This is a genomic window from Legionella steigerwaltii (assembly GCF_001468065.1).
GTDB lineage: Bacteria > Pseudomonadota > Gammaproteobacteria > Legionellales > Legionellaceae > Legionella > Legionella steigerwaltii.
The window spans coordinates 118,352-134,908 of record NZ_LNYZ01000008.1 but is presented as its reverse complement, the minus strand read 5'-3'; the positions used below and the strand labels follow the sequence as shown (position 1 = coordinate 134,908).

Here is a 16,557-nt window from a genome sequence, read left to right as displayed (position 1 = left end):
GGCAGATTCATTCAAATTCATATATACTCTTGATCTCTATTGAAAAAAGAAAAGGTCTATTCTATGCGTACGTTTATTTCCTATTTGCTTATTGCATTATTAAGTTTTGGACTGTTAATTAACGAAGCCTCTGCCAAACGTTTTGGTGCCGGTAGAAGTTTCGGTATACAGCGTTCACAAAACGCCCTGTTTTCCCAAAATAAAGTACAGAAATCCAGTGTTATGGGACAAAGTACTAAAAATCCAAGCAGATGGGGTGGACTACTTAGTGGTTTATTAATTGGCGGCTTGCTTACTAGCTTATTTATGGGACATGGTCTTACTAGCGGGATCTTGTCATGGTTAATTCTAGGTGTCGTTATTTTCTTTATTGTCGGTTTTTTCCGCAAAAGAATGCAACCTGGTTTTCAATCAGGACAAGGACAAACCAACTCTTTTAACCAAAGTCCTTTTAGTAATTTTACTCAATCATTCAATAGCAGTTCAGGAAGCAATACCGATAATGGCGTTTCTGAATATCCTGTAGGTTTTGTTCCTGAGTCCTTTTTACGTGAAGCCAAAGTAACATTTAATCGGTTACAAGCCGCTTACGACAAAAAAAATATTCAGGATTTGAGTGAGTTCACAGCACCTGAAGTATTTGCAGAAATCAAAATGCAATTAGATGAACGGGGAGATGCACCCAATAAAACAGAAGTAATCACTTTGGAGGCTGAATTACTTGATGTTTCAAGACAATCTAATTCCCTAATCGCTAGTGTTCGCTTTACTGGCTCTATTAAAGAAAATGATGAGCCTATAAGCCAGCTTGATGAAATTTGGCACTTTCGCCAATTCCCTAACAGTCCTCAATGGGTTGTCGGTGGGATTCAGCAAGACGTATTTCAGCCTTAACATTAAATTATCCTGGGTTTCAGTGAGACCCAGGATTTCTCATGACCTACTTCATTTGGATTGTGGGCATCGGTCCAGATTTAATCATTGAAGCATTACAAGCCTAGCCCAAATAGTGGCTCCAAAATAACTCTCTGATAGTATTTTGATTAGTTATAAGCATATAACTGAGAATTGTTATTTTTTAAGCACTCACGCGCTTGTCCTGGTCTTGTCGATTTATGGCTATAATAAGAGAGAATCACCTTTAATAGGTGCTATATTATGCTTCCAGCTTGCAAGGTTTTTATGCCATCTTACTATCAAGTTTTAAACTTAAATCACAATCCTCTAAGTCCCTATTTTGAATACCCACATATGAATCAAGATGTGAAAGCTAGATATATAACTTATTTTCCCGATGAAATATTGAATAAAGAAATTTTTCAGTTATTTAAAAAAGTGGGATTAAAAATCAAATGGGTGATTCTTTTTTATAAAAAGCCAGGAGCATCTGGTTTAATTCATTCTGATGTGATTCGCAATGGGTATCGTTGGGAGCGGTGTGTATGTGCAATTAATTGGAATCTAACAAAGGCTTCCTCTATCATGAATTGGTGGAAATGTACTCTTTCCGAAATATGGCCTTCTGAGCAAGAGGCAACCATACCAGGTATTGATATACTCAATGGCATTCACTATGGCACACGTTCGAACATTTACTTCGAACCACACCAGTTACAGTTACTCGAGTCTGTGGAGATCATTCACCCCACGTTGGTAAGAACTGACATTCCACACAACGTAGTGATGAAAGATCTTAAAAAAGAGCGATGGTGTTTAAGCATACGGTTTGAAGAAACTTTTTCCTCTTGGGAAAAAGCTCTAGAAATTTTACGACCCTACTTTATCTAAACGGTCAGAGCAGTAAGACTGTTTTGATGGATAGAAGCGGTGGTTTTTTCAAGCACCTCTAGAATTGCTATTAACTCGCCAACTTCTAAGCTTTGTTGAGAAAGATTTAAAGTTTCTAATGAGGGAGCATTTTGCTCCAAATGGAAAATAAAGCGCAGCAGAGTTTTAAGATGATAGCTAGTGATAAATTGAGAAACTAATTCAAAATCAGAGTCTCATCAAAGACTACTACTTGATTTCGGCCATTTTCCTTGGCTTTATATAAAGCCTTATCTGCTTGGATTACGATGCTGTTGATATCATGATTGCCATTAAAATAAGAGATTCCAACACTAATCGTTACATGTACTTTTTGTTCATTCACAGTGAAATAATTTTTAGAAAATTGAAGCCGCAAGTCATTACAAATTTTTTGACTGCTTTCAAGATCAGCACCGGGCAATATGAGTGCAAATTCTTCTCCACCGTATCGCCCAATAATGTCTCGATTACGTAAACTCACCATAAATAAAGAGGCCAGCTTTTTAATTACAAGATCACCAAATGGATGACCGTAGGTGTCATTAATCAATTTAAAATGATCAATATCGATCATGATAAAAGACAAAGGTAAATTCTGCTGTTTTGCTCTTGCTACTTCAATATTTAAGCGATTCAAAATACTCGAGTGGTTTAATAAACCAGTCAGACTATCAGTAGTCATGTAATAATTTAAAATACTCGCGCGATTTGATCGCGAGCGTACCGCTGAAACCAAATCATGTGGAGAAACAGGTTTGGTAAGAAAATCGTCTCCACCCAAACTAATGGCTGCTAATTTTTTATTTTTATCATCCTCAGTAGAGAGGAAAATAATAGGCATTTTTGTGTATCGTCTATCCTTACGTAACAACGCAGCAAGCTCTAAACCAGAACATTCTGGCATGTAAATATCCATTAACAGCAAATCTGGCTGAAACGTTTCAAGCTCTTTTAATAAGTTTAATGGATTAGTGATGGCACGAGTAATCATGTCCGCTTGCTTTAAAATCAGTGAATAGTATTCAGCTAATGGTTTAGAGTCATCCAGAATTAAAATGCGATATGCTTCATTCATAGTTGAACTGCAATTTATATTTAATTCTTGTACCAGATAAGATACATCGAGGGGTTTTTGAAAATAAGCCACACAACCAGCGCGTATGGCCGTAAGCCGAGGGAATAAATCAGCATTTGGAACGATACAAAATAATTGGGTCGGTGTTTTTTGTTTTTTTTGTAGGTCAAGCAGCTGATCCAGAGCTGATTTTTTCAAATAATGAGTATTAATAATTAGAGCAATGGGCTGTTTTTCTTGAATTAAACTTAATAATGATGATGTATCTTTGATGGTTTGTGCGTGATAACCAGCCTGTTTAAGACTTTCACTCAGTTCATCAACTAACTCAGTTTCCGGTTCCAATATGTACACCAATTTATTGTCTGTAAGCTTCGCTCCATCTGCAAAAGTTAACGGTTTTTTAGGAGCCTCTTGAGCCAATGCACTCTTTAGTTGACCAAAAAAGGAATTAATTTTTTCTTGATCATCATGGGTTAATGTACCCTTAGCTAGAATTTCCTTTAATAATATTTCCATCTTGCGTGCTGTGCCGCTTAATTCGGTATAACCATAGGTTCCTGCTGAGCCACACAGACTATGGACATCGCGATGAAAGCTTTGAAAACCCGTCAAATCCCATTGTTTGAGTTGCTCATGCCATTGCATCTCTATACTATGAATTTTCTCGGGTAAATTCTTACTATAGAGAACAAAAAGATCATGTAATTTTTTCTGTATTTTTTCATCCATTATATTTCAACCATGCATTTTTTATTGACGTTGCAAGAGTCAAAGGATCAAAAGGTTTTTTAATGACATCAATTGCTCCAATTGATTTATAATCCTCTATCTCATTACTTTGTATTTTAGCAGTCATAAATATAGCCGGTATTTTTATAAAATCTGGATTCTTACGTAATTCGCGTAACGTAGTAGGTCCATCCATTTCAGGCATCATGACATCCAATAAAAGTAAATCCGGGATATATTCTTTTGCTGCTTCAAGAATTTTTTTCCCATTAGAACAATACCTTACTGAAAAACCACCAATATCTTCCAATGCAATTTGAGCAATTGCCCTTATATCCTCTTCATCTTCAGCATATAAAATCTTTTTAAGTTCTTTATCAGTCATATTTCTCTCTTTTAATCTATCTGTTAAAGAAGGTTTTTAATCGTATTTAATAAAATTTCATTTGAAGAATTCGACTTAAGCAAGGCTTGGCTCACGTATTTAGAATAATCTTCATTTAATTTAGTATCAGAAAATACAAGCACTGGCGCATGATATTTCGATATCAAGGGTAGAATGTCTGCGCCATTTCCATCTGGCAACAATAAATCCAAGATCACTAAATTATATTTCTCTTTTTCGAGCATCTTTTTTGCTTCGTTTAAGTTATTCGCGGCTGAAACTTTCGCATGTTTTTCCAGAAGAACCTCTAAAATTTTTTGTGTGTCTTTATTATCTTCAACGTGCAATATGTGCGGTATGCCGTGGGCGTTATTTTTCTGTATTTTGCTGATTGTAAAAAGCAGCTTATTAAAGTCTATTGGTTTATCCAACCAATCGAGTATTGACACAGCATCCCCATTTGACAACTCCCTTCCTGTCTCAGCAATGACTGAAAGTACAATGATGGGCAAATTCTTCGTTTTTTTGTTGGCACGCAGTTCTCTGATAAATGAAACTCCATCTTGATCCGGTAATATGAGATCCAACAAGAGTGCATGGTATTCCTGTTTTTTTAACAATTTTCGTGCCTCGTCAGCAGTATTGGCCACCTCTACAAGAAAACCGGCTGATTCCAAAAGTAATTTGATGTAATTGGATTGATCACTATCGTCTTCACAAATAAGCAATTTCTTTCTAGATTCCGGGACGACTATTTGATTTTTTTCTTGGCTAATAAGTAATTGCTGTGCTAATGGTAAATCAAAATAAAATGTAGTTAGATCATTAGGCTTACTCTCAAAATTTAACCCCCCGCCCATTTTTTCTATAATGGTCTTACTAATGTTTAACCCTAGGCCAGTCCCCCCCTTTCCACGGGTTGTTGAGGAGTCTCCTTGAGAAAATTTTTGAAAAATTCGTGGCTGAAATTCAGGTGATATTCCATTCCCCTTATTTGAAACAGATACACGAACAGAAGAATCTACTTGTTGAATTCTTAAAGTCACCTTCTCATTTTCATAAGAAAACTTACACGCATTAGAAACTAAATTGGCTAAAACTTGCATTAAACGGTCTGAATCGACTGTTACTAAATATTCTTTTTCAGGAGGGATGAATTCAATTTTCACCCCAAACTTATCTGCATACATCTTATTAACATCAACTGATTCTTGTACTATTTCATTTAAGTTTATGACTTTTAATTCAAAATCCATTTTACCGGCTTCAATTTTTTCAATATCCAGAATATCATTAATTAACAACAGGAGACGTTCGCAGTTATTATTTGCTATTTCAAGCAATTTCATTATCTTTTCGGAGAATTTACCCATAACCCCACTCACTAATAACCCCAAGGAGCCACGTATTGAAGTAAGTGGCGTTCGTAACTCATGACTTACGATGGAAACGAACTCATTCTTTAGTTTTTCAGTTTGTTTCAGATCAGTGATATCATGGATTACAATCACTGCGCCTAGGTTCTTTCCCTCTGAATTAATAATTTTTTGTCCATCAATGACCACATTGCGAATCCCATTATTTTTAATGTGCATCATGAGTTCAACACCGCGCAAACGTTCGCCGTTTAAGGCTCGCTTGAGCGGAAAATCATTGGGGTTAATTGGCTTATTATTCGGTGTGTAAAGGTTAAAATAATCCAATATATTGTTAATATTTTTATTTGACTTGTCTGAGTTTATGTATTTTTGAATCGTATGATTCAAGACAGTAATTCGCCCATCTGCGTTACATGCGATAATTCCATCTTCTAAGTTATCAAGCATTGCATTGAGAAACTCCTTCTCATTTGAAATCGCCGTGACCATTTTTTTGTAATAATTTGATGCAGTCAGTGCAAGAGCAAAAATCAATCCACTAATTCCTGCAATAAAAAAGGCTAAATAACTAGGTTGTATCCCTGCATTTTCACTTACCATCACATGGGATAAATTGGGGGTAAATACTGCTGCTGACATTCCAGTATAATGCATGCCACAAATAGCGAGTCCCATTAGTAAAGAACTAATGATTTTCAGATTAAATTGTCTTTTACTTGAACCATAGTTACTTTCTAATGCTAACCAAATTGCGGCTTCTGCAGCAGCGATTCCAATAGCAATAGAAAGAAAAAATAAACCCGGTAAATAATGAATAGTTACATGAACTTTCATTGCTTCCATACCCGCATAGTGCATACAGGATATAGCAAGACCTACGATTAACCCCCCCAACGCAAAATGTAAGATGGAGTAATCTTTTTTCTGTAAAATAAACAAAGCTAAGGCAGATGCAAGTATGGCAACAATTAGCGAGGCAGCAGTCCAACTTAAATCATATTCCATAGGCATAGGCATGATAAAAGCTAACATACCCACAAAATGCATTGACCATATTCCTGCCCCCATGGCAAAAGCACCACCAGCAAGCCAATAGATTCGTGCCTGCTTATTTTTTGTAGCGCGAAGCCTGCCTACAAGATTTAATGCAACATAAGAAGCAAAAACTGCGATTACATAGGATAAGAACACTAACTTCAAATCATAATGACCCGTTATTACATCAGCGGGAATTGAAGTTGTTTGAAACCACTCAGAAAAAGTGTCCATTATTACTTCCTGTAATAGAAACACAAAGATTAAATTAAAAGTTAGGCAGTGAAGCGCTCAAAGAATGCTCTTTATATTATAGACCTTTACATCTGAAAAGTTCAATTCAGGTAGCCTGAGTGCAGCGCAGCGGAATCCGGGTTTTTTGGAAATGAATAAGCCTCAATCCCGGGTTGCGCTGCGCTGCACTCAGGCTACGATAGCTCAATATTTTTATACATATTGAACATCAATAATTTCGTATTCCACCATACCGCCTGGTGTATTGACTGTGACTGAGTCATCCAACTCTTTACCGATTAAAGCACGACCCATAGGGGAACTGTAGGAGATTTTATTTTGTTTAATGTCGGCTTCATCTTCACCCACAATTTTGTAAGTTACCTGAGCATCTGTTGCTGTATGGCTAACGGTAACGGTTGAACCAAAAACTACCTTGCCATTGTTAGGCAATTTACTAATATCAATAATTTGTGCATGAGATAATTTTGCTTCTAACTCCTGAATACGTCCCTCATTAAAACTTTGCTGTTCGCGAGCAGCATGATATTCAGCGTTTTCTTTCAAATCGCCATGAGCTCGTGCTGTAGCAATCGCTTCAACAATACGAGGTCTATCAACAAATTTTAAACGTTGTAATTCTTCTTTCAGTGCTTCTGCACCATGTACTGTCATGGGGTGTTTACTCATATCTACCTCAAAAAAATATTTCCCTGGTAATTCTACCTTTTCTCCAATACATCAAGAAAAAGAGCTTTCGCATTAAGTTAAAGAAACCGTTGTAGCTTGGGTGCAGCGAAGCGTAACCCGGGAATACGATATCCAATCATCCGGGTTACACGTTTTATTATGGTCCGTTGACAATTATCAACCGCACCTAATGTAAATCCTGTAACCGGGTTACAGTCTCCCTATCCTCATATTTCATAGCCAAACAAGCTGCCTCAGCACCTGACAAAGTCGTAGTATAGCTAACCTTGTGTTGTAATGCATTGCGTCTGATTGCAAAAGAATCGGCGATTGCTTGCTTGCCCTCGGTTGTATTGACAATAAAATCAATTTCGTTATTTTTTATAAAATCCAAAACGTGTGGTCTACCTTCATTCACTTTAAATACTCTGCGACAATCCACACCTGCTGCCTGCAAAGCCAAAGCAGTGCCACGCGTTGCAATGATTTCAAAACCCAACTCAATCAATCGCTTTGCAATTTCCCCCACTCGTGTTTTATCTGCATCACGAACGGAGACAAATGCACGTCGTCGTTTGGCTATATTACAGCCTGCTCCCAATTGTGCCTTAGCATAAGCTTGTCCAAAACGTCTGGCAATACCCATTACTTCACCTGTTGATTTCATTTCAGGGCCAAGAATAGAATCTACTCCAGAAAATTTGATGAAAGGAAAAACTGGGAGTTTTATTGAATAAAACGATGGCATATGATGATTTTGACTTAAACCTTGCTCTTTTAGACTAATTCCCAGCTTGCAAAGCGCAGCAATTTTAGCCAAAGGAAGCCCTGTCGCTTTGGAAACAAAAGGAACTGTCCTTGACGCTCTTGGATTAACTTCTAGAACATAAATGTCATCCGCTTGAATCGCAAATTGCGCGTTAATCAAACCCACTACGCCTAAATTCAATGCCATTTGACGCATTTGCTCCATTAAATCTTGTTGCACCACAACACTGAGGCTAAATGGAGGTAAGGTACACGCAGAATCTCCCGAATGAATGCCCGCTTGCTCTATGTGCTCCATTACAGCACCAATCAATACCTCTTTTCCATCACAAACTGCATCAATATCTACTTCGATGGCATCATTTAAAAATTTGTCTAACAATACGGGTGAATCATTAGATACAGCCACCGCATGCGAGAGATAATGTCGTAAATCATCTTCTTGGTAGACAACTTCCATTGCTCGACCTCCGAGAACATAGGAAGGTCTAACGACCAATGGATAACCAATCTTATTTGCTAAAGTAATAGCCTCTGCCTCACTACGTACCGTACCATTATCAGGTTGATGTAATTTCAGCGCCGTCACTAACTTTTGAAACCGATCTCTATCCTCCGCTCTATCGATGGCGTCAGGAGAAGTCCCAATGATTTTAACCCCGTTTGCTTCTAAAGCACGTGCTAATTTTAAGGGGGTTTGACCACCGTAATGCACAATAACTCCGTCTGGTTTTTCTACGTCGACAATACCTAAAACATCCTCTAAAGTCACCGGCTCAAAATACAAGCGATCTGAGGTATCAAAATCAGTAGATACTGTTTCGGGATTGCAATTGACCATGATGGTTTGACAACCCGCTTCCCTAAGCGCCATAGCGGCATGCACACAGCAATAATCAAACTCAATACCCTGACCAATACGATTAGGTCCACCGCCAAGGATCATAATTTTTTTCTTGTCAGTAGTATCTGGGCGAGCTTCGCAACGGGTTTCATAACAAGAATACATATAAGCCGTATCACTCGGGAATTCCCCAGCGCAAGAATCTATGCGCTTGTAAACAGGAACAATGCCTAGTTCTTTACGTTGTGTACGTACTTGTTCTTCGGCACACGACCAGAGTTTAGCTAAATAAGCATCAGCAAAACCGCGTCGTTTCAGCAACCGTAAGGTCACGGCATCCACATCCGCCAGTTTTTTACCTGCGACTGAACGCTCCAGGGCAACCAGTTCTTCGATTTGGGCCAAAAACCAAGGATCAACACGACTTTCCTGGTGAATTTCTTCAAGCGACATATCGCTTCTAAATGCATCAGCAATGTACCAAAGTCGATCTGGGGTTGGCTCGCGTAAATGCCCTCTTAAACGTGCTAAATCGCCTTTTTGGAACAGAGGGTGCAAACCAGAACGCCCTATTTCTAATCCACGAATTGCTTTTTGTAACGATTCCTGGAAATTGGAGCCGATGGCCATCACCTCGCCCACGGACTTCATTTGTGTAGTCAGTGTATCTGAGGTTTGAGGGAATTTATCGAAATTAAATCGGGGTACTTTTGTGACAACATAATCAATACTTGGTTCAAATGAAGCAGGGGTTTTGCCACCTGTAATTTCATTTTTTAACTCATCAAGAGTGTAGCCTACAGCCAGTTTTGCTGCAACTTTTGCGATAGGGAAACCAGTTGCCTTGGAAGCCAAAGCAGAACTTCGTGAAACTCGAGGGTTCATTTCTACAACAAGCATACGACCATCCTCTGGATTAACAGCAAATTGTACGTTCGATCCCCCTGTGTCCACTCCTACAGCTCTTAACACTTTAATGGCTGCATCACGCATGCGTTGATATTCTTTGTCGGTGAGCGTTTGTGCTGGAGCCACAGTAATCGAATCTCCAGTGTGCACCCCCATAGGATCAAAGTTCTCTATGGTACAGACAATAATGCAATTATCATTTTTGTCGCGGACTACTTCCATTTCAAACTCTTTCCAACCCAGCACTGACTCGTCGATCAACAATTCATGGGTTGGTGACAACTCCAAACCACGCATACAAATTTCTTCGAATTCCTCTCGGTTATAAGCAATACCGCCACCACTACCACCCATAGTAAATGAAGGACGAATAATTGCTGGGTAACCTAATTGTGCTTGTACCTGGATCGCTTCTTCCATACTATGAGCAATTGCCGAACGTGGCATATCCAAACCAATTTTAATCATCAATTGACGAAATTTTTCTCTATCTTCAGCGCGATCAATTGCCTCTCGTGTTGCGCCGATCATTTCAACATCATATTTCGCCAAGATTCCTTCACGTACTAGATCCAGAGCACAATTCAGAGCTGTTTGTCCTCCCATAGTAGGCAAAAGAGCATCTGGGCGCTCAATTTCAATGATACGCGCTACTTCTTTCCAGGAAACAGGCTCAACATAAGTTGCATCAGCAAGTTCTGGATCAGTCATAATGGTAGCAGGATTAGAATTTACCAGGATTACTCGATACCCTTCCTCCCTTAGGGCGCGTACCGCTTGGGTACCAGAGTAATCAAATTCACATGCTTGTCCTATCACAATAGGACCTGCTCCGAGGATAAGAATGGATTTAATATCGGTTCGTTTTGGCATATTGACAACAAAAAAGAATAAAATTGACGTATTTTACCTACTTTTGCTTAAAGTTTATACCCTTGAGGCGTAATTAACTGTATCGATTTGCTAAAATGATTTGTAATCCCGCTTCAGTTAACGACAAATATTTATAATGAGGATCCGCTGTCGTCCGTTCCAGCCATTCATTGGCAATGCATATGTCAGTTAACTTTTGTACATCTTCCACTGATACAGGCTGCTGTAATTTTTGAGAAAGCATTGCCGCTGCGTCCTCTTCCATACTTAAAAATACTTGATCCCGAGTGATTCCACGATTTTTCATCTCATCATAAAATAATTGTAAAATATCAAGTTCATTCATGATGTTGACCCTTAACTGAATCATTTTTGCATATTTACAGTATAAGCTTAAATTGACCTCTGGGTTATAAATCAAAAAAGAAAAAAAACGGATGTGCTCTTTTTTTGAACCATAAATTTCCCTAAAGAATTTGAGGATTGATTGCACTCACCTTATCGTGAGACAGATCAGAATTATCATGAACTCCAAGAACAAAAAATGATTGCGGGGAAGACCCTGGCTCTAAATCTAATTTTTGTTGTTCTGATAATAGAGGCAATAAGGTATTAGCCAAAACACGCATCTCAACAGCTGCCTCATCTAATTCTTGGGAAGAACAATCATCTTTTGTAAGTTCATACCAAATATATTTGGTTTCCTTTTTGTTATAAGGGTCGGGGGTTTTCAGAAAATCTTTAAGTAAAGTATGTTTTGGATTTAGTTTTAACCAACGCAATAAACTCCCTTTATCCGTCACATAACTGGCAGCGGGAACATTATGCCATTTTTCTCCGTCTTTATATTGCTTAACCAACAAAATAGGCGTTTCCACCTCATTATAAGCGATCATTTCATCCTTAATTTTGGACTTATCACCCTCAACTAAAGCAGTACGTACATCCTCCAATTTTTTCGTCAAGTCCTTATATTGGGTATACAAAGTTTTTAAAACATCTAATTTTCTTTTTATCTCTGGCCGTAAAGGTTCTTTAGGAAGGCTAAGCAGGTTTATTAATTCATCAATTTTTTTAAATTCAATGTCACTTAATAACTTGGTAGCGATTTTTGGAGGGATATCTTGCAAATCAGGAACTTCCAAATCCTCGTGCACCACCTCAACGTCTCGCAACTCCGCTGGGACCCGTTGAAACCCATCAAAATCTACATCATCAATTAATTGATCTGGACTCACTCCCCCTTGAAAAGCACTTAGATACAAACTTGGATCAAAAAGAGATTGTGAATCTAATGCACTCCAAAAACCGTCCATGCCATAGAATAAACCATTTTTAAAACCAAGCCAGAATGACTCAAGCACATTAATGACAGTATTGTAAGTGAGATAAGCCGTTGCAACTGCAAGAGCTGCTGTAATTATTATCGCCACCAGCGGAAAAACAATTAGCGTAGATAACAGAAAATTCGTCCCGCTTGACACACCCATATTTTTAAAATTAATCGCCACCTTAATAGGAAAATCGATTACAAGTACAATTCCTAAAAGGAATGCTGCCATTGCATATAGGGCATTGTTTGCCAGAATACGTAAGGGTAAGACAGTACTTCCTAGTAAGATTGCCCAAAGTCGTGTCAAAAAAGACATAAAATCCATTTATTTTATAAAGTGTGAATAATCATCGTATAAAAAAATCTCAATCCGATCAAGGATCACCCTTTGCATTACCCTTGATGCATGGTACCCTTGGACCCGATTATTTAATACAAGTCAAATCCGATTATGGAAGCAGTTGATGTCGTTATTATAGGTGCAGGTGCCGCAGGTTTAATGTGCGCGATTGAAGCAGGCAAACGTCGCCGTAAAGTCTTGGTACTGGATCATGCCAATAAAGTTGGAAAGAAGATTTTAATGTCTGGCGGTGGTCGTTGTAATTTTACTAATTATTACATCGAACCTGAAAAATATAACTCCCATAATCCGCATTTTTTTAAATCCGCTTTAACTCGCTATACCCAATGGGATTTTATTGATCTTGTAAAAAAACATAAGATTCCCTTTCATGAAAAAACCTTAGGGCAATTATTTTGCAATAATAAATCAAAAGATATTGTTGATATGTTACTTAAAGAATGTGATGCTGCAACAGTTACAATCCAATTGAATACTAGCATAGAAAACATTCAAAAATCACAAAGCTTTAAAATACAAACCACTAAAGGGATTTTTCATTGTGAATCACTGGTTATTGCCAGTGGCGGTTTATCCATACCCACAATGGGAGCCAGTCCTTTTGCTTATAAAGTTGCGGAGCAATTTGGTATCAAAGTATGGCCAACTCGCGCCGGATTAGTTCCTCTTACTCTGGACGTTTTGGAAAAGGAACGAATAGCCCTACTTTCTGGGATTGGTGTTGACAGTTTAGTTAAAAATGCACGCATTGAATTTCGTGAAAATACCTTATTCACTCATCGCGGTTTGAGTGGCCCCGCCATTTTGCAATTGTCTTCTTATTGGCATGCAGGAGAGAGTATTTGTATTAATTTATTACCTGAAATCAATCTTCTGAACTACTTAAAAACCGCACGATCCGAAAAACCTCAAAAACAATTAAATTCAATCTTGTCTTTGCACTTACCCAAACGCGTCATTGAACTCTTCATTGCGCCAGAGATTGTCGAAAAAAAACTTGCTGAACTCTCAAATCGAGATTTGGAGTCCGTAGCGACACAGCTCAACTCTTGGCAGGTAAAACCTAATGGTACTGAAGGGTATCGTACCGCTGAGGTAACCATTGGCGGTGTGGATTGCCACGCAATTTCCTCAAAAACTATGGAAACCCAAAATATTCCAGGACTTTATTTTATTGGCGAAGCCTTAGACGTCACCGGTTGGCTAGGCGGCTATAATTTTCAATGGGCTTGGTCATCAGGATGGGCTGCTGGACAAGTGGTATAGCTCTGTAGCCTGGGTGTAGCGTAGCGTAAACCGGGTTTTCTATCATATGAACCACTTGATCCCGGGTTCCGCTTCGCTGCACCCAGGCTACATGCGAATTTATTTCAAAAAGAAATAAGCAATTACAGTTAAGATTATGGATAAAACTAAATAAGCTAATTTACCAAGATGCAGCTCACTTAAAAGATTTTTCGCTTTTTCCCAATAATCAATCAGTTCGACGATAAACGAGCCACAAAACCATAAATAGATAGGGCGTTGCCAAAATGGTTTATCCAAAAAACCGCCTAGAACAAATAATTGTTTTTTGCATAAACTGCAATAATAAACCGCTTGGTCCGTGGTGACTAATCTTTTTTCCCAACACACAGTAGGTTCCATGCGCTGTCGGCAAAACTTACACTGGATTTTCATATTATTAGGTTTTAATACTATATGGCTAATATTTTACCATGAAATAGAAGAGAAACAGAAAAACTACCTCAAAACAGTTTTATTACCTAACTCTTCTCATCAAATACAAACCTAATAAAGCAAAAATAAAGGTCGGACCTAAAGCAGCTAATTCAGGCGGTAATTGAAATACGGTACTCAGCGGACCAAAAAAACGGCTCAAAATATGAAAACTAAATCCCACTGCAGCCCCAACCAATAGTTTTGACCCCATAGTCGTTGAACGCAAAGGACCAAAAATAAATGGGATGGAGAGGATCATCATAACCATAGTCGTAACCGGTTGAATAATCCTTTGTAAAAAAGCAAACTGATAATTATCCGCATTTTGATGATTACGCTTTTGTTCTCGTATGTAACGATTTAGTTCCTGTAACGTCATTTCATCAGGTGCAATACTGCTAATCGTCAAAATTTTTGGTTTTACGGATACATCCCAGGGAAGAGAAGCAAAAGTCTGAGTTTTGGTTTTATCTGTTTCAAAATCTGTTTGCTGTACATTATACGCCACCCAACCTGTGGGGGTATACCGGGCTTCACTAATAAAACGAGACATTTTTAAATGATGATGATTATCAAAACGAAATTGATAAATGTTATTTAAAATATTATCAGGGAGTATTAACCCCACAGAAATAAAATCATTGCCATAACGCAACCAAGATCCCTTTGAAGTTCTTAATGTTTGTCCGCCACTGACCGCAGCTGTCTTATAATCATTGGCATAATGAGATAAGGAAGGAATTAACGTTTCCCCTAATGCAGTTACCAACACAATAAGTACTATTGATGCTTTTAAAACTGCCCAAGTTATCTGTCCTATAGACATTCCTGAGGCTCTCATAACCACCAATTCACTATGATTGGCCAAAATTCCAAGACCAATCAAGCAGCCAAGAAGGCTTGCCATAGGAAAAAATAAGTAGACTTGGTAGGGCATTTGTAACAAGACAAAAAAAGCAGCCTGTGTAATCCCGAAATCCACTCGACCTATGTCATTTCTTTGATCAACAAATAAAATAAAAATTTGTAATCCTACGAGCATGAGCGTGACTAAACCAATAGAACCAAGAACAGTTTTCGCAATGTAGCGATCTAATATTTTCATACTCATGCCAATTTCGCCTGATTACGCCGAATTAAAAACAATCCAAAGGCCACTACGATAAGATGTATCCACCACAAACCGATCCATTGCGGCATTTTCCCAGAAACCATTGCATCACGCGCAATAAACAATAAATTAGCATATAAGATATAAATAATGATTGCAGGGAGTAACTTGGCATATTTCCCTGAACGTGGGTTAATACGACTCAAAGGAACAGCGACTAAAGTTAAGGTAAATACCATAATAGGTACCGATAAACGCCATTGTAATTCAGCTGCCTTGGCAGCATCTTCATTATTAAAAGGTAATAAACTGGCTGTACTCATCGTGCGTAGATCTTCCGAGATTTCTATAACAGGATGTGGTAATCGTGCTTTATATTGGCCAAATTCCGCGACTTGATAATCTGCGTGTCCAGGAATGCCTTGGTATTCTTTGCCCTTTTGCAGAATGATATAGTCCTCCCCCGTTTTCGCATCAGTTTCTGCAAAGGCTTGATCCGCCCATAATATATCCCAGCGGATTTGATCATTGACAGTGCTTCGTTTTGCCAAAAATACTTGTTCCGCTTTGGTATGATCACGACTCATGGATTGAACATAAAACACTTCTTGACCTTCATTTATCGCATGAAAACGTCCAGGCATAATTGTTTGTACTAAAGTTTTTATCCCTGTGGTTCGCAACAGCTTGGCTCGTTCAATGTAAATTAACGGACTCCCCCAAATCATGATTACAGCTACGATAATGGCTACTACGGTCGCCATGATAAAACTGTGTTTTAATAACTGATTTGGGCCATAGCCACATGCACGCAATACAGTCATCTCACTTTCAGCATACAAACGGCCATACGCGAGCAACATGGCAATATAAAAACCTAATGGAACAAGTAAACTCAGTAACGTAGGTAATTCAAGCATCATTAACTTCATAATAATGACACCTGGAATATTTCCAGAAGCAGCCCGATTGAGGTATTGAATGAGTTGATTACTCAGAAAAATTAATACGAGTATGGTGGTGAGCGCAATTAAAGTAAGGAACACTTCTTTAGCTAAATAACGAAAAATGATCACCCAATGCCCCTATTTCAATAACTTTTCTAACTTTTTCTAACTTTTTCTTTTCTAACCTTGAAGCATTGTATCCTCTTGCAGAGAACTAAAAAAGTCTTTTTCTATCCACACTAAGAAACAATCAATCCTCAAGATTATTTTATTGAAATTTAATCAATTGAATAATAAATTTATATATAGGTTATTTGTTAACCATAATTTCAATTGATTTTGTAAAGGGA

Annotated in this window: 13 protein-coding genes; 3 read left to right on the top strand and 10 right to left on the bottom strand. The window is 38.1% G+C overall.

Going from position 1 to position 16,557, the window contains the following annotated elements:
- The first annotated feature begins 63 nt into the window (after positions 1–63).
- Together Lstg_RS05955 and Lstg_RS05950 are read left to right on the top strand one after the other, a co-directional pair.
- Positions 64–894, top strand: a complete 831-nt coding sequence (locus tag Lstg_RS05955) for a Tim44 domain-containing protein (protein WP_058476746.1) — start codon at positions 64–66, stop codon at positions 892–894.
- Between the two features lie 288 nt (positions 895–1,182).
- Positions 1,183–1,788, top strand: coding sequence for a hypothetical protein (locus Lstg_RS05950; protein WP_133129184.1), 606 nt, complete (start codon positions 1,183–1,185; stop codon positions 1,786–1,788).
- A 196-nt stretch (positions 1,789–1,984) separates the two neighbouring features.
- Here Lstg_RS05950 and Lstg_RS05945 read toward each other — a convergent pair whose 3' ends face one another.
- The 7 genes from Lstg_RS05945 to Lstg_RS05915 form a co-directional block, all read right to left on the bottom strand.
- Positions 1,985–3,616, bottom strand: a complete 1,632-nt coding sequence (locus Lstg_RS05945; protein ID WP_058476744.1) for a diguanylate cyclase — start codon at positions 3,614–3,616, stop codon at positions 1,985–1,987.
- Positions 3,609–4,001, bottom strand: coding sequence for a response regulator (locus tag Lstg_RS05940; RefSeq protein WP_058476743.1), 393 nt, complete (start codon positions 3,999–4,001; stop codon positions 3,609–3,611). The genes Lstg_RS05945 and Lstg_RS05940 overlap by 8 nt, the downstream gene beginning before the upstream one ends.
- 23 nt (positions 4,002–4,024) lie before the next feature.
- Positions 4,025–6,649, bottom strand: a complete 2,625-nt coding sequence (locus tag Lstg_RS05935) for a hybrid sensor histidine kinase/response regulator (RefSeq protein WP_058476742.1) — start codon at positions 6,647–6,649, stop codon at positions 4,025–4,027.
- Positions 6,650–6,862: 213 nt separating this feature from the next.
- Positions 6,863–7,339, bottom strand: coding sequence for a transcription elongation factor GreA (gene greA, locus Lstg_RS05930; protein ID WP_058476741.1), 477 nt, complete (start codon positions 7,337–7,339; stop codon positions 6,863–6,865).
- 187 nt (positions 7,340–7,526) lie between these two features.
- On the bottom strand, positions 7,527–10,733 hold the full coding sequence (gene carB, locus Lstg_RS05925; protein WP_058476740.1) for a carbamoyl-phosphate synthase large subunit: 3,207 nt from the start codon (positions 10,731–10,733) through the stop codon (positions 7,527–7,529).
- A gap of 73 nt (positions 10,734–10,806) precedes the next feature.
- Positions 10,807–11,079: a hypothetical protein gene (locus tag Lstg_RS05920; RefSeq protein ID WP_058476795.1), complete on the bottom strand. Its 273-nt coding sequence runs from the start codon at positions 11,077–11,079 to the stop codon at positions 10,807–10,809.
- 121 nt (positions 11,080–11,200) lie between these two features.
- On the bottom strand, positions 11,201–12,382 hold the full coding sequence (locus tag Lstg_RS05915; protein ID WP_058476739.1) for an APC family permease: 1,182 nt from the start codon (positions 12,380–12,382) through the stop codon (positions 11,201–11,203).
- 135 nt (positions 12,383–12,517) lie between these two features.
- Here Lstg_RS05915 and Lstg_RS05910 point away from each other — a divergent pair, with 135 nt between their 5' ends.
- Positions 12,518–13,693 (top strand): BaiN/RdsA family NAD(P)/FAD-dependent oxidoreductase, encoded by a 1,176-nt coding sequence (locus tag Lstg_RS05910; protein ID WP_058476738.1) that lies wholly within the window; start codon positions 12,518–12,520, stop codon positions 13,691–13,693.
- A gap of 99 nt (positions 13,694–13,792) precedes the next feature.
- Here Lstg_RS05910 and Lstg_RS05905 read toward each other — a convergent pair whose 3' ends face one another.
- The 3 genes from Lstg_RS05905 to lptF form a co-directional block, all read right to left on the bottom strand.
- Positions 13,793–14,062 carry a hypothetical protein gene (locus Lstg_RS05905; protein ID WP_238585379.1) on the bottom strand — a complete coding sequence of 90 codons (270 nt, stop codon included), beginning with the start codon at positions 14,060–14,062 and terminating at the stop codon, positions 13,793–13,795.
- A 127-nt stretch (positions 14,063–14,189) separates the two neighbouring features.
- Positions 14,190–15,260, bottom strand: coding sequence for an LPS export ABC transporter permease LptG (gene lptG, locus Lstg_RS05900; RefSeq protein ID WP_058476736.1), 1,071 nt, complete (start codon positions 15,258–15,260; stop codon positions 14,190–14,192).
- A complete protein-coding gene (gene lptF / locus Lstg_RS05895; RefSeq protein ID WP_058476735.1) occupies positions 15,257–16,336 on the bottom strand; it encodes an LPS export ABC transporter permease LptF in 1,080 nt (359 codons plus the stop codon). The genes lptG and lptF overlap by 4 nt, the downstream gene beginning before the upstream one ends.
- Positions 16,337–16,557: the final 221 nt, after the last annotated feature.